The organism is Vibrio sp. V03_P4A6T147 (assembly GCF_002241085.1).
GTDB lineage: Bacteria > Pseudomonadota > Gammaproteobacteria > Enterobacterales > Vibrionaceae > Vibrio > Vibrio anguillarum.
In genome coordinates this window covers 1-20,708 of record NZ_NDIO01000171.1, presented here as the reverse complement: position 1 = coordinate 20,708, position 20,708 = coordinate 1, and the positions used below count along the sequence as shown (strand labels likewise).

Below are 20,708 nucleotides of genomic sequence, written 5' to 3'. Positions count from 1 at the left end.
GACTGAAGAAGGGTATGATGTTGCGAAGAAAGGGGTTGCTGCGTTTATTGAGAATCTCATCGGTTCGAATCAAACGGAAGAGCCGGTTAACAAATCACTCGTTGATCAAATGCTGGTTGAGCTTGATAAGAAAATCAGTGCTCAAATGGATGAGATTTTGCACGAAGAGCGTTTCCAGCAGATGGAATCGTCATGGCGTGGTTTGAAACTGTTTATTGACCGTACCGATTTTCGTGAAAACAACAAGGTCGATTTGTTGCATGTAACGAAAGGCGAGTTGCTTGAAGACTTTGAATTTGCACCAGAAACGACGCAATCCGGTCTTTATAAGCACGTTTATTCTTCTGGTTATGGCCAATTTGGTGGTGAGCCGACTGGCGCTATCATCGGTAACTTTGCTTTCACGCCATCAACCCCTGACATGAAGCTACTGCAATACATGGGTGCACTTGGTGCGATGGCTCATGCTCCATTCATTTCTAGTGTAGGCCCTGAGTTTTTTGGTATCGATTCTTTTGAAGAGCTACCAAATATCAAGGATCTTAAGTCAACATTTGAAAGCCCTAAATACACTAAATGGCGTTCTCTACGTGAATCAGAAGATGCGCGTTACCTTGGCTTGACTGCGCCTCGTTTCTTGTTGCGCGTACCTTATGATCCAACAGAAAACCCAATTAAATCATTTAATTATGTGGAAAGTGTCAGCGCTTCACACGAACACTATCTATGGGGTAACACCGCGTTTGCTTTCGCTACTCGTTTAACCGATAGCTTTGCCAAGTACCGTTGGTGTCCAAACATCATTGGCCCACAAAGTGGCGGTGCGGTTGAAGATCTGCCAGTACACGTGTTTGAATCGATGGGTGCACTGCAAAGTAAGATCCCAACTGAAGTGTTGGTGACTGACCGTAAAGAGTTTGAATTAGCAGAAGAAGGTTTCATTGCTTTAACCATGCGCAAAGGCAGTGATAACGCCGCATTCTTCTCTGCAAACTCGATCCAAAAGCCAAAAATATTCCCGAATACCAAAGAAGGCAAAGAAGCAGAAACCAACTACAAGTTGGGTACGCAACTGCCATATATGATGATCATCAATCGCCTTGCACACTACGTCAAAGTGCTACAGCGTGAGCAAATTGGTGCTTGGAAAGAGCGTCAAGATCTTGAACGCGAGCTTAATGGTTGGATCAAACAGTACGTGGCTGACCAAGAAAATCCACCAGCAGACGTACGTAGCCGTCGTCCTCTTCGTGCTGCAAAAATCGAAGTCATGGATGTTGAAGGTGAACCTGGTTGGTATCAGGTCTCTCTCTCTGTTCGTCCTCACTTTAAGTACATGGGCGCGAACTTTGAATTGTCATTGGTTGGTCGATTAGATCAAGCATAACCATGACTTATATTGCACCTGAAGAGAGTGCATTTGGTGTCGGCTTCTTTGAACGTTTAGAAGCTGGCACCAAGCCTATGTCTTTGACCCAAGGGCCAAATGCATGGGATGTGCTCCAATCAATCAAACGCAATGTTTCCAATATTTTGAATACTCGCATGGGTGAGGCACAAAGTGCTCCAACGTTAGGTTTAGTGGATTTTAACGATGCAACGTTAGAAACCTTAGACTTATCGCTGCGGATTAAGCTTGCGATACAAAGCTGCTTAGATGTGTATGAGCCCCGTTTACGAAATATTGTGATTCGATCCGAGTCGGACGTGTTTAGCCCTTTGATGCTGCGCTTCCATATTGTGGCCGAAATAAACAGTGATGCGTTACATGAGAAAGTGCAGTTCAACCTGCTACTGGATCAAAACCGAAAGTACCGAGTGTATTAGAAAATTATGGCTCAAGATAAGTACTTCAGAGAAGAGCTTGCTTTCCTTAAAGAACAAGGAAAGCATTTCACTGAAATTCATCCTCAACTCTCTCGCTTTTTACACGGTAAAACGACGGATCCTGATGTCGAGCGTTTATTGGAAGGATTCGCCTTTCTCACCGCTCGCTTGCGCGAAAAAGTTGAAGATGAATTTCCTGAGCTAACGCACTCCATCATCAACATGCTATGGCCAAACTACTTACGTCCTGTGCCAAGCATGAGTATTGTCTCGTTCACACCGGATAAAAGTGTCAGTGATAAGCAGCAAATCGTTCGTGGCACTCAGCTCGATAGCAAGCCTGTTTTCGGCACCAAATGTCACTTTAGAACCTGTCGTGACGTGCAGATTTACCCACTGAAATGTACTGACGTCACTGCGCAACATACTAGAGAAGCGACCATCATCGAAGTGTCGCTTAATATGCTGGGTGAGATAAGCGTCGGTGATGCGCATCTTGATGATCTGCGCTTTTACTTAGGTGGTGATAAATACAGCTCACAAATGCTCTATTTATGGCTCAACCACTACCTCGATAAGATTTCTGTTGAAGTCGCGGGGGTAGAATTTACGCTGCCGCGCAATAGCTTCCAAACGGTCGGATTTGATAGCGAGCAGTCGCTTTTGCCCTATCCTTCCAATGTGTATGAAGGTTATCGCGTTTTGCAGGAATACTTGTCGTTTCCTGAAGCATTTCATTTTGTTGATATTACCCGTCTGGCTAGCGTAGTGCCGAAATCAGTGCATGGTGCGTTCAAACTGAAAATCAGTTTTTCGAAAACCCTGCCAGCGGACGTTCGAGTGCGTCAGGATAATTTCCAGTTGTACTGCACCCCTGTCATTAATTTGTTTGAACATGATGCCGATCCGATCGATTTAACGGGCAAGCGTTCAGAGTATCGCATTATCCCCTCTAGTCGTTACCCTTCTCACTATGAAGTGTTCAGCGTTGACGGCGTGTTCGGTTGGCAAGACAAAACTCAAGCCAGCCAACGAATTCGGGGTGAAAAACGTGTCTATTCAGCATTTGAAAGTTTTCAGCATGAAGTGGAGCGGGTTCGAAATCGTGAAGCGCTCTACTACCGCACACGAGTGAGAGACAGTATCCGTGGCGATGGATTTGATAATTTCATCTCTTTCATTCGCGGGGATGAAACGCAATCCATGCATGTCGATGAAGCCATCTCGCTCAAACTCACCTGCACCAATCGCTTATTACCGCTCGAACTCGGTGTCGGTGACATTTGTGAGCCGACAGACAGCTCGCCCCCCTTTGCCACTTTCAGCAATATTACCGTGCCTTCACAATCTCTGCGCCCAGTACTGGATGGCAGTCTATTGTGGGTATTGATTTCTAACTTATCGCTGAATTATTTATCGCTGCTGTCCAAAGATGCCTTAAGCAGTGTGTTGCGAGCTTACGATTTCAGAGCCTTGGTGGATCGCCAAGCGGAGCGTGTTGCGCGTTTGCGTCTTGAAGGGATCCAAAAAATTGAGTCGCAACCCGTGGATAAAATATTGCGCGGTTTGCCAGTGCGAGGGCTGCAATCGACGATTCATATTGATCAAAACTGTTTTGGTTCAGAAGGGGAGCTTTACCTCTTTGGCACAGTGCTTAGCCACTTTTTTGCCCTCTATGCCAGCATCAATTCGTTTCATGAGCTGATCGTTATTAACTCGTCCAATCAAGAGAAGTACACATGGGGAACACAGACAGGAATGCAGCCATTGATCTAGAGATGGCTGCGGCGGCTGTGCCGGAGCCTCTACTGGGTTTACCAAGCGATGTACGAACGTACAACTTCTACCAGTTGGTGGAACTGCTGCAAAAACTTAATGCGTTTAATCCTGAATCAGAAGATTGGGAGCGGACATGCCAGTTGGTATTCAGTGCCAACCCAAGTTTAGGCTTTGCACCAGCAGACGTAACGGATTTACGTGAGTTCGCGGATGAGCGCCTGATCTTACAAACCAATTTTTTTGGATTAACTGGGGCGCAGTCACCGTTGCCTGGTTTTATTTTGCAGCAATTGGTCGAAGAAGATCCCGGTGGTTTCAAGCGGCCCTTTTTAGATTTTTTCAATAACCGGTTGATTAACCTTGTGTATCGCGTATGGCGAAAGTATCGCTATTACGTCCGTTTTCAAGCGGGTGCGCAGGATCAATTTTCATCACAGCTGTTTGCTTTAGTCGGTTTGGGTGATGCGGACTTGCGCGGCGAAACACCGATAAATTGGTGCAAGATGCTGGCTTATGCGGGCACTTTGGCTGGCCGAAGTCGTTCACCGCAAGTGGTGTCTGGCATCATCGCGCACTGCTTTGATCTACAAGAAGTCAGTATTCGCCAGTGGGTTCGACGTAAAGTCCGGATAGAGCCTTATCAGCAGTTTTGCTTAGGTAAGCAGAATGGTGAGCTTGGGATCAACAGCATGTTGGGTGAGTCAGTTATGGACTGTAACGGTAAGTTTGTTATCTGTATCAAAAACTTAACTCGAGAACGATTTGCCGATTTTTTGCCATCAGGCAAAGAACATCAACCGCTGTGTAAGTTGGTGGAGTTTATTTTACGAGAGCAGATGGCTTACGACCTTGAGCTGACCATGCACGAGAGCGAGGCTCCAGTGATGAGTTTATGCCATGACAGTGGTGTGGCTTTGGGTTGGTCATCATTTTTAGGGCGCGATTTGGCGGACAAAAGCGTGCTTATACAAGTAAGGCAATAGCGATATGCAGAAGAAGCAAACGCTTTCAATGGTAGTGACGAATGTGCAACTACTGGAATCAGGATTATCTGCACAAGCGATGTTTAATGTGCAAGGCGGTGTGATTGGCTCTGCAAGTGATGCGCATTGGCAGCTTCGTGACGGTAAAGGGAAAATTCAAAATCATCACTGTTCAATCCGTGTGATTGATGGTGCGTTTTGCATTCAAGATCTGGTTGGTAATACCTATGTTAATGGTTCCCATAAGCCGTTAGGGCAAGGTGCTTCGGCTAAGTTGGAGCATAAAGATGAGGTGGCCATTGGACCTTACCAAATTCGTGTCATTTTTGGTCAAGTGGGTGAAGACGATTCTCTGATTAATGGCTCTTTGGATCAGCTGTTTGCTAAAGAGGGGCTCGATCTACTCAAAGATGGTCCATTGGATGATATCAGCCGCGACGAGGATGAACCAGAGTCGAGTTCAATGGACCCTATCGCCGCTTTAGATGATTTATTGCAAGGCATTAAACAAGAAGAGTCGTTGCTTGAAGAGACGGAAAAACCACTCGCGCAAGCACAACATTCATTAGTGCCAGAATACGATAGCCAGCAGTCGCAACTGCAGTTTACGCCTCAAGCTGACAGCGAGTATGAGATGACGTCATCGATTCGATTAAAGAAAATTCTCGGTTTTGGCAAAACCTCCACCGATTTATCACCAATTCCGGCTGTTGAGCACCATGAGACTGCGCAACCACCGACTCATTTGAACATTAATAACAGTATTTACAACGTACCTGAGGGCTTAGCGATGGACGATAAAGTATTAGATCTACTTGAGGAAGAAGTGGCGAGAAGCTATCACCCTCACTCCGAGCAACACAACAGCTCGTCAAACAATGCATCACACTTATTGACCGGCCCCATGCTCACCGGGCTAGGTGTTGACGTTGGCAATAGCCACGATATGGCGAAAATGCACATGCTTTCAGAAGAGCTTGGGCAATCGTTGCAAGCGTGTGTGCAAGGTTTGCTTGAGCTTCACCAGCAAGTGAGTGAAGGGCGTTTTGGTATGATGAATCGTAACTTGCAACCGATTGAAGATAACCCACTTCGCTTGGGGCTATCATACGAAGAAACCATTCGTACTCTGTATGATGCTGATAAAAGTGTGGTGCACTTGTCTGCCCCAGCGGCGATTGCCGAAAGCCTAAAAAATGTGCGCGACCATAACGAAGCAATGCAGCACGCCACTAGCGAAGCCCTAAATCAGATTCTTAATGCCTTTTCTCCTCAAGTGCTACTGCGCCGTTTCCAACATTACAAGCGCAATAGTGATACACAGAACCACTCTTCAGATGCTTGGGCGTGGGAGATGTATTGCCACTACTACCAAGAGCTCACTTCTAATCGCCAAAAAGGATTTGAGAAACTGTTTTGGGAAATTTTCGAGCAGTCTTACGACAAGAAAATTCGTGAAAAACAGCTGGAGCTATAACGGTGAACAAGCGGTCTTTTGTCCTGCTGATGCTACTGACGGTATTAACCGCCTGTAGCTCATCAGAAAAGTATGAGCCAGCCACACAGCCGACCAAGGTAACGTTCAGTCTCGTTAGTGATGAAGGTACTAACCCTAATATTTGGGGTGAAGCGTCGCCGATAGAGGTTCAAGTGTTTGAGCTCAAAGATGATTCGATGTTTATGTCTGCCGATTATGACCAAGTAAAGGCAGACTACAAAAAAGCGTTACGCAGCAATTTTATCGCCAATTACGATTATGTAATGACACCAGGCCAGTTTAAGTTTGTGAACGCGTTCGAGATTGATGAAGGCACGAACTACATTGGGGTCATGGCGCATTTTGCTGAACCTGAGCTGAGTGAATGGAAAAAGGCCGTCAAAGTGCTTAACAAAGGTAGGGAATACCATCTTTTGATGTATTTCAAAGACTACGATGTAAAACTGGAAAGGGTGGAGTAACAAGATGTTTGCGCGTAATCGTGTCATTTGGAATGAAGGTCTATTCATTAAACCGCAGCATTTCCAGCAGCAGCAACGCTATTTTGAATATCATATTGATGAACGCATCTCATCAGTCAGTGGCTACCTTTACGGAGTATCAGAGTTATCACTTAACCCTGAATATCTCTCTTTTGGTCGTATCGCGATCGAACGTGCGGTCGGCATTATGCCTGATGGAACCGTTTTCCGTATTCCTCAGGAAGATGTGTTGCCAGATGCGCTCGAGATTGCCGATGCTTCGCTTGCAAACCAGTTGGTCTATTTAGCGGTGCCACTTCGCAGTGAATCGTTAATGGAGATTAACTGGCCTGAAGAGCGTGGAACCGGGCGTTACTTAAGCAATCGTTTAGAAGTGCGTGATGTGCATACCGTGCGCGGTGACACCACGACGCTAGATGTCTCACCTGTTCGTGTGCAGTTGATGCTTGAAAAAGAAGACAGAAGCTCTTACGCCTCAATTGCGATCGCTCGTATTTTAGAAAAACGTCCTGATGGCAGTGTCGTACTCGATCCGGATTTTATTCCGTGCCATCTTAATGTTGCGAGCAATGCGGCTTTGCACCGTTTTATTAACGAAATCTCTGGGTTAATGCGCGAACGTGCCAAAAACATTGCTCAACGTATCAGCTCTCCCTCTCAAGGCGGGGTCGCGGATGTGTCTGATTTTATGCTGTTGCAAGCCCTGAATCGCTTACAACCCCAGATGCAACACTTGGCAGAGCTACGCAGTTTGCACCCGGAACGTTTATTTGAGTGCCTGTCATGCGTATGTGGAGAATTGGCTACATTTACCGATGAAAGTCGTTTACCACCGAGCATCCCGAGCTACAACCATGAAATGCCGACCCACTCTTTTGGGCCGCTGATCCGCAACTTAAGACAGAGCCTAAGTATCGTGCTTGAGCCTAGAGCGGTCTCGATTCAGTTGGATAAACGTAAGTACGGTCTGATGGTTGCCCCAATCCACGACCCTCAACTGGTTGAAAGCGCAGAATTCATCATCGCGGTGAAAGCACGCATGCCATTAGATGAACTGCGTCGTCTCTTTACTCAGCAGACCAAAGTATCGTCAGTGGAGAAAATCCGCGAGCTCATTTCACTGCAATTACCGGGCATTCCAATTACACCGTTACCAGTGGCACCAAGGCAGTTGCCTTACCACGCCGGTTATACCTATTACCAATTGGATAAAACCAGCTCAGCATGGTCGATGTTAGGTCGCTCAAGTGGTTTTGCTTTCCATGTCGCGGGTGCGTTTGAAGATCTTGACCTGCAATTCTGGGCGATTAGGAGCTGATGATGGCAATTGATAAAAAAAACACCCAATACAGCGGTCTGCTTTTTGACAGCGTCGAGCAGATCAACCACGACCAAGATTACTGGTTTCAACTGCGTGGTGATAACCCTAATGTTTTGATTGATGCTGCTACCCCTCTGTTTGGTTTGTCGCTGCGGGTACGCAGCTTGTCAGAGTGCGACAACATTGAGCAGATCTACAAACAGACGGTGGAAGAGATTAAAGCGATTGAAATCGAGCTTGCCGAGCAAGGGTTTGAGCATGCGATTTTGATGGCTTATCGCTACATTCTGTGTGCGTTTTTGGATGAAGCCGTCATGGGAACCGAGTGGGGTGCATCCAGTGTGTGGGCTGAACATTCTATGCTGTCTCGTTTCCACAGTGAGACTTGGGGCGGCGAAAAAGTGTTTACCATCTTAAGTCGCTTGGAAGGTGAACCTAAACGTTATCGCGCGTTGCTAGAGTTTATCTATCAATGCCTAGTGTTAGGTTTTGAAGGTAAATACCGTGTGATGGAAAGCGGCCACAACGAGCGTGAAAAGGTGATCAGTCGTTTACATGACACCGTCAGTTCGTTGGATGAAAACGAGCCGAAGGAACTGACCTCCGCCACGGACCATGTGGTGAAATCAAAATATAAGTTAAGCAGGCAGTTACCGGTTTGGTCAGTACTGCTTGGTTTTGTCATTATTTGGGTCGGTGTGTTTTTAGGCTATTCCTATTTACTGCACAGCCAATCGGCAGACGTATTAAACCAATTGAACCAAATACTCTAATTATAAAAGGCTAGGTGATTGTAGTGATCCGTATTGAATTACCCACATTAATTTCAAAACTCAATGAACAGAGTAAGCTAGCCCTAGAGCAAGCCGCTTCATTATGTATTGAACGTCAGCACCCAGAAGTGACCTATGAGCACTTCTTACATGTGTTGCTAGAGAACCCACTTTCGGATGTGCGTGTGATAGCTAAGCACGCTAACTTAGATGTGGAAACCGTAAAACAAGCCATCAGTGCAAGTTACGCTCGTGAACAAGTGTTAGATACCTATCCAGCATTCTCGCCACTGTTGGTTGAGCTATTGCAGGAAGCTTGGTTGCTTTCTACCACTGAGCTGAATCAGAATCAGCTTCGTTCGGGTGTGGTGTTTTTAGCCGCGTTGATGCGCGCTGATCGTTACCTACCACTTAAACTAATCCGTCTTTTTGAACACATCAACAAAGAGAGCCTAAACAAAGGGTTTGATACGCTGTTGCAAGACTCTTCCGAGTCGGCGGTTGAAAAAAGCAAAGTGGGTTCTCAAGCTCCTGCCGCGCTGGATGCAGCGTCATCTTCGCCACTGCATAAATACTGCACCAATGTCACGGCGCAAGCGCGTAACGGCGAACTGGACCCAGTATTGTGTCGTGAAAACGAACTCAATTTGATGATCGACATCTTGTGTCGTCGTCGTAAAAACAACCCCATCGTTGTGGGAGACGCTGGTGTCGGTAAAAGCGCCATGATTGAAGGGCTTGCATTGCGCGTCGTTGCGGGCAATGTGCCGACACAGCTGCAAAATGTAGAGTTGTGCTCACTCGATCTAGGCTTGTTGCAAGCGGGTGCTTCAGTCAAAGGTGAATTTGAAAAACGTCTTAAAGGCGTGATTGACGCGATCAAAACCTCGCCTAAACCGATCATTTTGTTTATCGATGAAGCGCACACTTTAATTGGTTCTGGCAACCAAGAGGGTGGTAGTGATGCGGCCAACTTGCTAAAGCCAGCTCTTGCGCGAGGCGAGCTCAGTACTGTCGCAGCCACCACATGGAAAGAGTACAAAAAGTATTTTGAAAAAGATCCTGCGCTGACTCGTCGTTTCCAGTTAGTGAAATTAGAAGAGCCGAGCATCAGCCAAGCAGTAGATATTCTGCGTGGCTTGAATCGTGTTTACGAAAAAGCCCATAACGTATTGATTACTGATGATGCATTGAAAGCCGCCGCCGAGCTTTCAGCGCGTTACATTTCAGGTAGACAACTGCCGGATAAAGCGATTGATGTGTTGGATACTGCTTGCGCGCGTATTGCAATTAATATCACCACACCGCCGAAGCGCTTAGCGCAACTAGAGACAGCTTGCCATCAACGTCAACTTGAAATTGATATGCTTGAGCGTGCTCAATATTTAGGTCAAGTGGTTGATTCGCATCGCTTGGATGAGCTATGTAGCCAAGAAGTGGCCGATGAAGCTGAAAAAGCGGCCTTGACTCAAAGCTGGCAAGAGCAAAAAGCGATCATTGAGCGCATTATTATCCTACGCGATCAGCTCTTAGATGGCGCTGAGGATCATGGTGAGCAGACCCAAGTTGAGCGCGATGAGTTACTTGTTCAATTGCAGGAGCAATATCGAGCTTTAGAAGAGATCCCTCATAATGATCGCCTCATGCATCCACAAGTCGATGCTCAGCAAATAGCGGAAGTGATTGCGGACTGGACGGGCGTGCCCGTTGACCAAATGAACAGCGATGAGCTGCATAAAATCACCCACCTAACGGCTATTTTAGGTGAGACAATCAAAGGGCAAGATACTGCGATTGAGCGTGTTCACCGTAACTTATTAACGGCGCGCGCGGATTTGCGCCGTCCGGGGCGTCCAAAAGGTTCCTTCCTACTCGTGGGTCCAAGTGGCGTTGGTAAAACCGAAACGGTAGTCCAACTGGCGCAACAACTTTATGGTGGTAAACAATTTTTAACCACTATCAACATGTCGGAATATCAAGAAAAGCATACCGTTTCACGCCTGATTGGTTCGCCTCCGGGTTATGTTGGTTATGGTGAGGGTGGCATTCTTACCGAAGCGATTCGTAAAATGCCGTACTCTGTGGTGTTGTTAGACGAAGTTGAAAAAGCGCACCCAGAAGTGCTCAATATTTTCTACCAAGCCTTTGATAAAGGTGAGCTGGCCGATGGTGAAGGTCGAGTGATCGACTGCCAAAACATCGTCTTCTTCCTCACCTCGAATTTAGGTTACCAAACCATAGTCGATTACGCGCAGCAGCCTCAGTTGCTTGATGAGCAGCTTTACCCAGAACTTGCGGCTTTTTTCAAACCCGCCTTACTGGCTCGTATGGAGATCATTCCGTATCTACCGCTCAGCAAAGAAGTGCTAGAGCAGATTGTGCGTGGCAAGTTAACCCGCCTTGAGCAGCTCTTTAAACAGCGTTATGCCGCTGACGTGGTGATTGAAGATAGCTTGATCGAAGAGATCTTAAGCCGTGCAACGCGCTCTGAAAATGGGGCTCGTATGCTGGAAGCGATCATCGAAGGTCAATTACTACCACCGATTTCATTAGCTTTGTTAAATAAACTGGCTGATAAACAACCAGTGCAACGCATCTATTTAGCGGCGGAAGAGGGTGAGTTTATTGGAGAGGTTGAGTGATCATGAGTCACTGGTTAGCTTACGCAACCGAGCTTGTTGTCGCGAGAAAGCCTAGCCAATTGGCCGCATTGTTTGTAGAAACGCTGCGCCGAGAGCTAAGGCTCGATACTTGCTTGTTACTGGTTCCCAGTTCAGACGGCCGTACCTTAGTGCCACAGGATAACCCGCTGAATTTAAGCTGGTCGGTCACCGATTTTGATTGTCCGTTTGCCCATGTATTGCAATCAGCCAAATCGATGCACTTAACCGCTGATGAATTGGTTTTTTGGCAATCGAATCGCCTGTTTAGTCAACTCACTAGCCGGGTCGGCATGTTAGATAGCGTGGTTGTACACCCGTTACCGAATGGGGATACACAAGTTCAGTCTATTTTGCTGTTGATTGGTGAAACCCATACCTTGGAAGGCCTATTTGAGCAGCCAGATTTTATCAAGTATGTGGATGTTTTTTGCCATCAGTGGTCGTTGCTTAATGAGATGCAACGGGAAGAACAAAATCGACAAAACTTATCGGAATCCTTGTCTGACGTCCAGCGAGACAACGCTCGTCGCTCATTAATTGCGAGCCTCTCTGAAACCTTAATCGGTAACAGTTTGGCGATGAAAAAATTAAGAGAGCAGATCATCAACGCCGCGCCATCACAGCTTTCAGTGATGGTGCAAGGTGAAACAGGGACAGGTAAAGAGTTGGTCGCGCAAGCGGTGCACCAACTCTCGCCCCGTAAACAAGCGCCATTTGTTGCTATTAACTGCGCGGCTATCCCTGAAAACTTATTGGAAAGTGAACTGTTCGGCTACTGCAAAGGGGCGTTTTCCGGCGCGGATAGCGATAAACAAGGGTTGATTGCGCAAGCCGATGGCGGAACCCTGTTTTTGGATGAAATCGGTGATATGCCCTTGAGCCTGCAAGCCAAATTACTGCGGGTGTTGGAATCTCGATCTTTTCGGCCGATTGGCGGTAAAAACGAACAATCTTCTGATTTTCGTTTGGTTTCAGCAACGCATGTCAATCTCCTCGAACAAGTGCGTAATAAATCGTTTCGTCAGGATCTTTATTACCGCTTATTTCAGTACCCGATCACTTTGCCACGCCTTGCGGCAAGGATGGATGATATTGAACGGCTTAGCCAACATTTTGTACGCAGCTTTAATGAGCAGCATGCAACCAACATTCGGGGTGTGCACTATAAAGCGATCGATTGCCTAAAACGTTATGACTTTCCCGGTAACGTGCGTGAACTCAAGCACCTTATTGAATTTGGTTGTGCGCAAACACTAGATGGCACACAGGTGGAGGAGTCCTGCTTTACACAACGTTTAGCATACACTAAAGCCGATCAGCAGCCAGAGACTGAACGACATGGGCATAAGGTCGCTAAAGCTGAGCCCGGTGTCAGCCGAGTGGTGGATGATTTAAAACAAGCGGTGAATGAATTTGAGTCTCGTATTATCCGTGAGCGCCTCCAATACTTTGCTGGTGACAGGGCCAAAGCGGCCCAAAGCCTCGGTATACCCAAGCGGACCTTGGCCTATAAATGCCAAAAATTGGAGATTAAAACACCATGAATAAACGGTTGTTTAGGCTCACAGTTTGCCTCTCTATGACGCTGTATTTTCCCATGGCAAATGCGGAAAATGACGCTGTAGCACAAGCAGAGCAATGCACTACGATAACATCTCGGTTAGAGCGATTGAGCTGTTTTGACCACCTGTTTAAAACGCCTTCTGACGTGGTGATGCCTCAAGCGGCAACGCCCAATGCGCCGCTATCTTGGCAACGTGCCTTTGATAGCATCAGCCAGTATCACGACGGGGAAGCAAGTCACTTAACCGTTGAGGGCGACGATGATAAAGGGAATGCGTGGATTACTTTGGTTGCGTTAAATCAAAATACAAAGTTTGACGATAACGCTAAACCTGTGCTGCTGATGAGCTGTATCGACAATTTGAGTCGAGTGGAATTGGCGTTTCCTAGCGCGATTGATGACCCTCGCATCCAAGTGTCGATTGCTAATATGCAGGCACAATCTTGGCGTAGTGACGATTTAGGTTTGCTCTTTTCCTCAGGCAGAGGCATGCCAGCGATTGAGATGATGAAAGCGATGGCGCGAGAAAATCGCCTGGTGCTGCGTTCAAACTCTCCTTTTGTTGATGGGTTGCAGTTTGATGCGAGCGAGCTTTCGCAATCATTAACGGCACTAAAAACACGCTGTGGTTGGTAAGGAGTTCCAATGGAGTTAACCGATTATCGCCGCTGTATTACTCAGCCTATTCAAGCCGATAACCCTGTGGGGGAGCGGCTGATTGATGATCCACTGTTTGATTTTGTTGAAGATCAAATGATGAAAGTGGGGTCACTCTCCCACACTAGTGTGCAATGGGATGAAGTCGAACACAGTACGCTCAAACTGCTCAGCGAAAAAAGTAAAGATCTCAAATTATTGATCTACTTGTTGCAGTGTTTGCATAACCAAGTCACACCGCTACGTTTCACCACGTCGCTGCAGCTGCTGAGCGATTTCATGTCCCTTTACTGGGAAGATTGCTTCCCTGCGCCAGGCAAAAGAGGCAGTTTGCCACGTCGCAAATTCTTCAGCCAGATTGTGCAGCGGTTAGCCTTAGTCATCAACAAGTTAGATTTCGCACAATTTGATGGACCAGATCGTGATGAGTTAAACACCGCGATCGACGCGCTACAGCAAGCGACTACTCAAGCCGGACTGATGTCTGAAAGCGTTGAAAGTCTAGTGGCTAAAGTTCAAGCCCAACTGCGTCGTGCAACAGAACGTGAGCAAGCGACTCAACATGTGCAAGAGACTCCGGCGGTTGAACGTAAAACCACCACCCAGAGCGCCATCTCAGTCGACAGTTCAAGTGACAAAGCCACTAAGCAGACCTTACTAAAGGTAGCTGAGTTTTTGTCTGAACAAGAGTTCGGCATTGCCTTGGCAATACGAGTCAGGCGTTTTGCCGTGTGGTCAAGTATTACCTCATTACCTGAGCATGACGTCAGCGGTGAAACACTGTTACGGGCGATGGCGCAAGAACGAATCAAAGAGTATCACGACCAAATGCGTAGCCCAGATTTAGCCTTATGGCGCAAGGTAGAGCAGAGTTTGACCATGGCACCTTACTGGTTTGAAGGTCAAATGATGAGCTATCAAATCGCGCAAAGTTTAGGCCAAAAGGCGTGGAGTGAAGCCATTTTGAGTGAAAGCCAGCAGTTTGTGGCACGTCTACCTGCGCTGCTCGAGTTGAAATTCAAAGGAGGCGAGCCTTTTGTCAATGCGAGTGTAAAAGAGTGGCTACTCAGCCAGCAGCAAAGTAGCGCCCAAGGCCAAGTAGCAGGTGATTGGCAAGACAAACGCAAAGAGGCGTTTAGCTTAGCGAAAGAGGGAGGCATTGCGGTGGCGCTCTCTATGCTCAACGATGGTCTGGTCAGCGCCAGTGAGCCAAGGGATAAATTCTATTGGCGGTTATTATCGGCTGATTTGTTAAATAGCAATAATTTAGATGCGATGGCGAAAGAACAGTACCAAACGTTACATGCTCAGGTTAGCACCATGAGCGTTACCGATTGGGAACCCTCATTAGTTGAGCAATTAGAACAATACACAACGTCAGAGTAAACGAAGGACACAAACCCATGTGGAAATTTATTGTTGGGATCGCAAGAAAGTTAACACCGGGCATTGCCGCGGCGATGCCTATTTTGCTATTTAGCACATTCATTCTATTGAATGTTGCGATTTGGTGGGCAGGCCCTTGGCTAGAGATCGCGGGTAATAAGCCACTTGAATCGATAACCGCTCGCGCAGTGGCAAGTAGCTTGTTCACTTTAGGTGCATTGGCCGTTTGGGGTGTGTGGCAGTGGCGAAAATTGCAAGGTTTTAAAGCCGAGCAAAAGCGTGAAGATCAGCTTCGCCAAGATCCAATTAAAGCCTATGAAGAGCGCCAAGAGGTTGAGCTGAACCAAGTGATGGTCAGCATGAAAGAGAACCTCAATAAACGTAATTATCTTTATGCGTTGCCATGGTATTTAGTGCTCGGTTTGGAAAATGCCGGTAAAACCAGCCTCATCAACCGCTCTGGGCAAAACTTTGTTTTTTCTTCGGTAATGCGAGCCTCGGGTCAAAAAAGTGAAAACCCGTATTCGTTTGATTGGTGGATTGGCGATGAATCGGTACTGATTGATCCTGATGGAGAGCTACTGACACAAGGTAACCACAGCAATGATAACGATGGTGCGATGGAGCGCCGTTTATGGCTTCATTTTGTTAATTGGTTGGAGAGAACGCGTAGCCGTCGTCCACTCAACGGTATCGTTTTAGCGTTAGACGTTTCTCACTTAGCAACCGCAACTGCAACCGAGCGTAAAGCTTACGCCAATTTATTGCGTGCTCGTTTACGTGAATTGATGGAGACGTTATCCACGCGTCTACCTGTCTATATTGCATTGACGAAATTGGATTTGTTACACGGTTTTGAACCTTTCTTTAAACATTACTCGCGCAGTCAGCGTGAAGATGTGCTGGGCTTTACCTTTTCGCTCGACTCTATTGATGACTTGGATAACTGGCTCAACGAGTTTTCAAAAGACTACAGTCAGTTTGTTGAGCGCATTAATGATGTGTTGCCGCATGCGGTTTCTGTACCTATGGATCTCGAAGAGCGCAATGCTATTTATAGTTTCACGCGTCAAATTTCTGGTTTAAAAGAGATCTTATTACAATTTTTCAACGATGCATTGGCCAGTGATCAGTTCTCTACGTCGGCTTTGGTGCGTGGTGCGTATTTCACTTCTGTGTATCAACAAGGCGTACCCACAAACGCATTTGATGATGCCGCTTCACGTCGTTACGGGCTAGATCATGCGATCAACAAAGCGCAGCAAGCCAAAAACTCAACGGTTTATTTCACACAAAAACTGTTTAATAACATCATCTATCCTGAAGCTGGGCTTGCCTCAGATAATTTTCGTGTTGCGAAGCAAAAACGGCGCTTGATTGGTTTGTCAGTAGTGGCTTGTTCTATTGCAACTGTGTTATTAGTCGGCACTTGGCATCGTTATTACCTTAGTAACGTGAAGCATTCTGATGCGGTGTTAGCGAAAGTAAACGAGTACAAAAACGAGTTCCCCTCTAATCTTTATTTAGCCTCTCAGCAAGATGTTCTCGTGCCGCTCAATAAAATTCGAGAGGCGACATTGGAGTTTGGCTTCTTCCGTGATAAACCACAGTACATTTCCGATTTTGGTTTGTACCAAGGCCACACGATTGGTCCAATGGTTGAAGCGACCTATTTGAATTTATTGGAAAACCGCTTTTTACCTCTGCTAATGGCTGATGTCGTTGTGCAGCTTAACCAAGCCAAAACAGATGAAGAGAAGCTGGCCGTGCTGCGCGTCTATCGCATGATGGTAGATAAAAGCGGCCGCTATAAGGATTATGTACTCGATTATTTCTCCAAATACTGGCAGCAAGAGTTCGCTGGGCAACGCGTGATCCAAGAAGAACTACTGGGGCATTTAGACTACGCCATGTTACACACGGATTTAGCGGGTGATCGCGCGCGCGGTGATCGCAATGCAGAGTCGGTGATGAAGCCTTATGATCAGGTGGTGGCGAAAGTGCAGTCTGATCTTGGTTCTATGCCTAACGATCAACGTGTTTACCGTAATTTGAAGTTGAATGCACAAACGGTTCTTGGCCCCTCGATCAATTTACGCAACTTGATTGGCCCCGTCTTTGATGTGGTTTTTGAAGAGCGAGTGGTCAACAGCAGCTCTCTGTATATTCCGCAAATGCTTACCAAAAAAGGGTTTGAAGATTACTTCATGCCGCAATCAGAATCCGTTTCTGAGCTGGCCTTGATCGACAGTTGGGTACTAGGGCAATCCAAATCGGCTCAATTTAGCGAAGCGGATAAGCATGACCTTCGTAACAAAATCCGCAGCTTGTATGTGGCGGACTACACCAATACCTGGCGTGCGGCTCTTAATGAAATCAGCGTTAAGTATTTTAGCGACATCAATGACGCGGTGTCAGTATTAGAAAACTTTACCGGCAACATTGAACCGATGCAGCGTTTGCTTCGCACTTTAGAAAGCAATACTCAAATGTATGCCAGTGTGCCTAAAGATGAAGCCGCGCAAAAAGAGCTGTTAAAAAATCCAAAATACAAAGTTGCTTCGCAGATTGATGCGCCCTTTGCTGAACTAAACGCTATGCTCAAGCCAGTCGGTGATAAGCCAGCGTACATCAATGAAGTGTTAGTGGCGGTGGAAGAGTTACAAAATTACCTCAAATCTATTCAAGAAGCGCCAGATGTTGGTATGGCTGCGCTTGATGCCACTAAAGCACGCGTAAAATTAGTGAACGCTGATCCAATTTACACGGTGAAACGTATTGCATCAGGTTTGCCTAAACCGCTCGATACTATGGTGTCTAAACTGGCGGATGAGAGTTGGTATGTTGTCAAACAAGAAGCGATTAAGCACCTTGAAGTTCGTTGGCATGATGATGTTTACAAAACCTTTGAAGAGAAATTAGCTGGTCGCTATCCATTTAATGAGTCATCCAACAAAGACAGTTCTCTTTCTGACTTTGAAGCGTTTTTTGCGCCCAACGGCACATTAGACAACTTCTACAACAACCAGCTAAGGATGTTTGTGGAAGAAAATATTGCGGTCAATGATGACGATAACGCGCAGTCGATTATTCGCAAAGACGTTCTAGAACAGCTCAAGCAGGCGAAGAAAATTCAGCAAGCTTTCTTTAACCGCAAAGGGGTCTTAGACGTTAGTTTCTCGGTTGAACCGCTACGCTTGAGCAACAACAAACGCCGCAGTGTGTTAAATGTTGACGGTCAATATCTCGCTTATAGTCACGGCCCAAGAGACAGTGTCGAGTTGATTTGGCCAAATACGCTGCGTGATTCTGCGATCTCTAAAGTAACGTTAGTGCCGACTAAAAATAATATGTCGCCGCGAAGTATTAATATCCAAGGCCCGTGGGCATTTTTCCGCTTGCTTGAACAAGGTGATGTGGTGGGTGCTAGTTCCACGTCGGTTGACTTTAAGTTTGCAGTTGACGGTGGTGAGATGATTTATCGACTCAATTCAGAGGCAGATATTAACCCATTCACCGAGCGGTTATTTAAGTCATTCAAACTCTCGAAAACCCTTTACTAAAATAATAGTGAGGAGCGATTGGTCATCGCTCCTCAACTCACTTAGGACGCTGTAGTCATGTCCAATATTGTATTTATCGACCACGCTCGTTTTCATTTGATAGATGATGCTGCCGCTGTTCGTCACATTGATGCCTACCAAAAGGTGAGAGATGAGATCAATCGTCGTAACAACCCATTATCAGGTGGTCCAGACTGGGCTGTGGTGAAAGTTGCTTGTGAAACATTAGCAAAAGGCCCGGGGATTGACCTTTTGCTGTGCGGTTATTACACCGTAGCCTGTTTAAAAATGCAGGGCTTAGCGGGATACGCCAATGGTGTTGAACTGCTGTGCTGCTGCTTAAGTAATTTGCCAAAACCGGACGTAAAATCGGCGAAAATGCGCAAGGAAGTGCTCGATTGGGTTAATGCTCGTGTAGTGCGGGAGTTAAAAGATCTGCGTCCGAATCATGAAGCACTGCGTGATTTATACCGTTGTGAGCGCTTTTGTGAGCGTATGCATGCCATTTTAGAGCTGCAACAGCCCGACTATTTGGTTGATTTCGAAGGAGTAGGTTTTGCTATTTTTGAACATATTGATCGTTTAGAAACGCAATATCATTCGCTGCTAAAGCGCCATACCCAAACGGAACAGGTTGAGCAGGTGCGTAATCAAAAGCGCTCACGTGTTACGCATGTGGCCGCTTTTATATCCGGTGTTCTTGGTGTTGTGATGGTGTATGGGGCCGTCACTTATTTGCCGTTTTTCAACTCAATATCTTATGCAACCAACCTAAGGTTACCTGCTTTACATACGCCAGAGCAGGTCAATGCGTTTCAACAGGCTAACTCGCCAGCCAAGCTTGAACAGTTGTCAAATGAGATTGTGCCATTGTACCGAGAGGCGATTGAGCAAAAAATGGCGCGCTCTTTTGAATCGGCTCGTGTTGAAGCCCAGCAAGTGTTGGATGCGTTATTGCAACTTTATCCCCAAACCGAATCGGTGCTGGAGGTTGATCAAGCGTTTGCCGATGCTAAGCGTGAAGCTCTGCAACAAACTGAGCGCTTTATGGAGCGTTTTAGTGAAACGCGAACCAAGATGGCTAACATCGCGCTGCTCGCGCAAAAAGGAAAATTAACCGAACTGCAAAGACAAACCAAATCGTTGGAGGAGTTCGCTATTAGTTTGTCTCCTATTTACGGGAGAGCTGCATATGTCGAAGAGTTGCTCAAAAAAGGTGATGTTGTACAGGCTGAACAGGAGTTTATGATTCTGAAGCAACGGCTTAATAATTTGAGCTGGAAAATGGCCGAGCTCGACAAGCAGTTTGAGCATTTGACTGTGACACATAATCAGGAAGCTCAGGCTCAATAAGCTGAGCAACAATTGGTTATTGAAGGGCAACTTTTTGCTCATATCAGGCAGCTTGTTGCCTTTGTCAATCGAGCTATTTATAAGTTCATGAATATCAAAGAAAAATACCTGGCACTGCACTTGCTGTACTAGTGTCATTTTGCGATAAAAGAGTGGAAGGGAAAAAGATGGCAAGGTTAAGTTTTAGGCTCACTGTGGAGGGTTTGGCAGACGACACGTTAGTGGTGCGTGAATACCAAGGCGTGGAATCACTGTCTGATAGCGCGCAAGCGGGCCTGCGTTGCTACGGTTTTCGCTATGAGATAAAACTGGCCAGTCGCCAATCTGGCTTAACGGCGCTGGAGCTGGTGGACAAAACCGCTCAGCTTGAGATACTGCGTGATGACCTTGTCGTGCAGCGCGTGCACGGCATTGTGCGCCAGTTCAGCAAAGGTGACATCGGCCATCATCACACCTTTTACTCATTGACCTTAGTCCCGGCATTAGAGCGGCTATCACTGCGCCAAAACAGCCGCATCTTCCAGCTCAAAACCGTTCCCGAAATCCTCTCCATCGTACTGCAAGAAATGGGCATTAACGACTACTCCTTCTCGCTGAAACGTGAGTGTGCGCAGCGTGAATTCTGCGTGCAGTACCGTGAGACGGATATCGACTTCTTGCACCGCTTAGCCGCCGAAGAAGGCTTGGTGTATCACTTCATTCATGAAGAAGGGAAACACACTCTCTTTTTCAGTGATGACAGCCAAAGCCTGATAAAGCGAGAAACGCCTATCCCTTACAACGCCCTCGCAGGTGGCGTGATGGAGAGCCCTTATGTGTCGCAATTAACGCAACACAGCCAAACCGAAGTGAGCCACAG

Annotated in this window: 15 protein-coding genes; all 15 read left to right on the top strand. The window is 46.6% G+C overall.

Annotated features, from left to right (window positions below; all coding sequences use genetic code 11):
- On the top strand, positions 1 to 1,387 hold a 1,387-nt coding region (gene tssC, locus B9J84_RS06685; RefSeq protein WP_094123812.1), incomplete at its 5' end, for a type VI secretion system contractile sheath large subunit.
- 2 nt (positions 1,388 to 1,389) lie between these two features.
- Positions 1,390 to 1,827: a type VI secretion system baseplate subunit TssE gene (tssE, locus tag B9J84_RS06680; RefSeq protein ID WP_013868295.1), complete on the top strand. Its 438-nt coding sequence runs from the start codon at positions 1,390 to 1,392 to the stop codon at positions 1,825 to 1,827.
- 6 nt (positions 1,828 to 1,833) lie between these two features.
- On the top strand, positions 1,834 to 3,603 hold the full coding sequence (tssF, locus tag B9J84_RS06675; RefSeq protein WP_094123811.1) for a type VI secretion system baseplate subunit TssF: 1,770 nt from the start codon (positions 1,834 to 1,836) through the stop codon (positions 3,601 to 3,603).
- On the top strand, positions 3,567 to 4,589 hold the full coding sequence (gene tssG, locus B9J84_RS06670; protein ID WP_026028436.1) for a type VI secretion system baseplate subunit TssG: 1,023 nt from the start codon (positions 3,567 to 3,569) through the stop codon (positions 4,587 to 4,589). The genes tssF and tssG overlap by 37 nt, the downstream gene beginning before the upstream one ends.
- A gap of 4 nt (positions 4,590 to 4,593) precedes the next feature.
- Positions 4,594 to 6,066 (top strand): type VI secretion system-associated FHA domain protein TagH, encoded by a 1,473-nt coding sequence (tagH, locus tag B9J84_RS06665; RefSeq protein WP_094123810.1) that lies wholly within the window; start codon positions 4,594 to 4,596, stop codon positions 6,064 to 6,066.
- A 2-nt stretch (positions 6,067 to 6,068) separates the two neighbouring features.
- On the top strand, positions 6,069 to 6,548 hold the full coding sequence (tssJ, locus tag B9J84_RS06660) for a type VI secretion system lipoprotein TssJ (RefSeq protein ID WP_013868298.1): 480 nt from the start codon (positions 6,069 to 6,071) through the stop codon (positions 6,546 to 6,548).
- A gap of 4 nt (positions 6,549 to 6,552) precedes the next feature.
- Positions 6,553 to 7,887, top strand: coding sequence for a type VI secretion system baseplate subunit TssK (tssK, locus tag B9J84_RS06655; RefSeq protein WP_017044997.1), 1,335 nt, complete (start codon positions 6,553 to 6,555; stop codon positions 7,885 to 7,887).
- 2 nt (positions 7,888 to 7,889) lie between these two features.
- Positions 7,890 to 8,663, top strand: coding sequence for a type IVB secretion system protein IcmH/DotU (gene icmH, locus B9J84_RS06650; protein ID WP_026027751.1), 774 nt, complete (start codon positions 7,890 to 7,892; stop codon positions 8,661 to 8,663).
- 23 nt (positions 8,664 to 8,686) lie between these two features.
- Positions 8,687 to 11,305: a type VI secretion system ATPase TssH gene (gene tssH, locus B9J84_RS06645; protein WP_094123809.1), complete on the top strand. Its 2,619-nt coding sequence runs from the start codon at positions 8,687 to 8,689 to the stop codon at positions 11,303 to 11,305.
- 2 nt (positions 11,306 to 11,307) lie between these two features.
- A complete protein-coding gene (locus tag B9J84_RS06640) occupies positions 11,308 to 12,870 on the top strand; it encodes a sigma 54-interacting transcriptional regulator (protein WP_179217535.1) in 1,563 nt (520 codons plus the stop codon).
- Entirely contained in the window at positions 12,867 to 13,526 is a 660-nt protein-coding gene (gene vasI, locus B9J84_RS06635) for a type VI secretion system-associated protein VasI (protein WP_094123807.1), read from the top strand. The genes B9J84_RS06640 and vasI overlap by 4 nt, the downstream gene beginning before the upstream one ends.
- A gap of 9 nt (positions 13,527 to 13,535) precedes the next feature.
- Positions 13,536 to 14,933 (top strand): type VI secretion system protein TssA, encoded by a 1,398-nt coding sequence (gene tssA, locus B9J84_RS06630; RefSeq protein ID WP_094123806.1) that lies wholly within the window; start codon positions 13,536 to 13,538, stop codon positions 14,931 to 14,933.
- A 17-nt stretch (positions 14,934 to 14,950) separates the two neighbouring features.
- Positions 14,951 to 18,496 (top strand): type VI secretion system membrane subunit TssM, encoded by a 3,546-nt coding sequence (gene tssM / locus B9J84_RS06625; protein ID WP_017045001.1) that lies wholly within the window; start codon positions 14,951 to 14,953, stop codon positions 18,494 to 18,496.
- A 57-nt stretch (positions 18,497 to 18,553) separates the two neighbouring features.
- Positions 18,554 to 19,849 carry a type VI secretion system ImpA family N-terminal domain-containing protein gene (locus B9J84_RS06620; RefSeq protein WP_094123805.1) on the top strand — a complete coding sequence of 432 codons (1,296 nt, stop codon included), beginning with the start codon at positions 18,554 to 18,556 and terminating at the stop codon, positions 19,847 to 19,849.
- Positions 19,850 to 20,016: 167 nt separating this feature from the next.
- A partial coding sequence (tssI, locus tag B9J84_RS06615; RefSeq protein WP_143698841.1) for a type VI secretion system Vgr family protein occupies positions 20,017 to 20,708 on the top strand: 692 nt, incomplete at its 3' end.

What these genes read in the sequence shown, in the direction of transcription:
- tssE (WP_013868295.1), top strand. Translation starts at nt 1,390, where the DNA reads ATGACTTATATTGCACCTGAAGAGAGTGCATTTGGTGTCGGCTTCTTT.
- tssF (WP_094123811.1), top strand. Translation starts at nt 1,834, where the DNA reads ATGGCTCAAGATAAGTACTTCAGAGAAGAGCTTGCTTTCCTTAAAGAA.
- tssG (WP_026028436.1), top strand. Translation starts at nt 3,567, where the DNA reads ATGGGGAACACAGACAGGAATGCAGCCATTGATCTAGAGATGGCTGCG.
- tagH (WP_094123810.1), top strand. Translation starts at nt 4,594, where the DNA reads ATGCAGAAGAAGCAAACGCTTTCAATGGTAGTGACGAATGTGCAACTA.
- tssK (WP_017044997.1), top strand. Translation starts at nt 6,553, where the DNA reads ATGTTTGCGCGTAATCGTGTCATTTGGAATGAAGGTCTATTCATTAAA.
- icmH (WP_026027751.1), top strand. Translation starts at nt 7,890, where the DNA reads ATGGCAATTGATAAAAAAAACACCCAATACAGCGGTCTGCTTTTTGAC.
- B9J84_RS06640 (WP_179217535.1), top strand. Translation starts at nt 11,308, where the DNA reads ATGAGTCACTGGTTAGCTTACGCAACCGAGCTTGTTGTCGCGAGAAAG.
- vasI (WP_094123807.1), top strand. Translation starts at nt 12,867, where the DNA reads ATGAATAAACGGTTGTTTAGGCTCACAGTTTGCCTCTCTATGACGCTG.
- tssA (WP_094123806.1), top strand. Translation starts at nt 13,536, where the DNA reads ATGGAGTTAACCGATTATCGCCGCTGTATTACTCAGCCTATTCAAGCC.
- tssM (WP_017045001.1), top strand. Translation starts at nt 14,951, where the DNA reads ATGTGGAAATTTATTGTTGGGATCGCAAGAAAGTTAACACCGGGCATT.
- B9J84_RS06620 (WP_094123805.1), top strand. Translation starts at nt 18,554, where the DNA reads ATGTCCAATATTGTATTTATCGACCACGCTCGTTTTCATTTGATAGAT.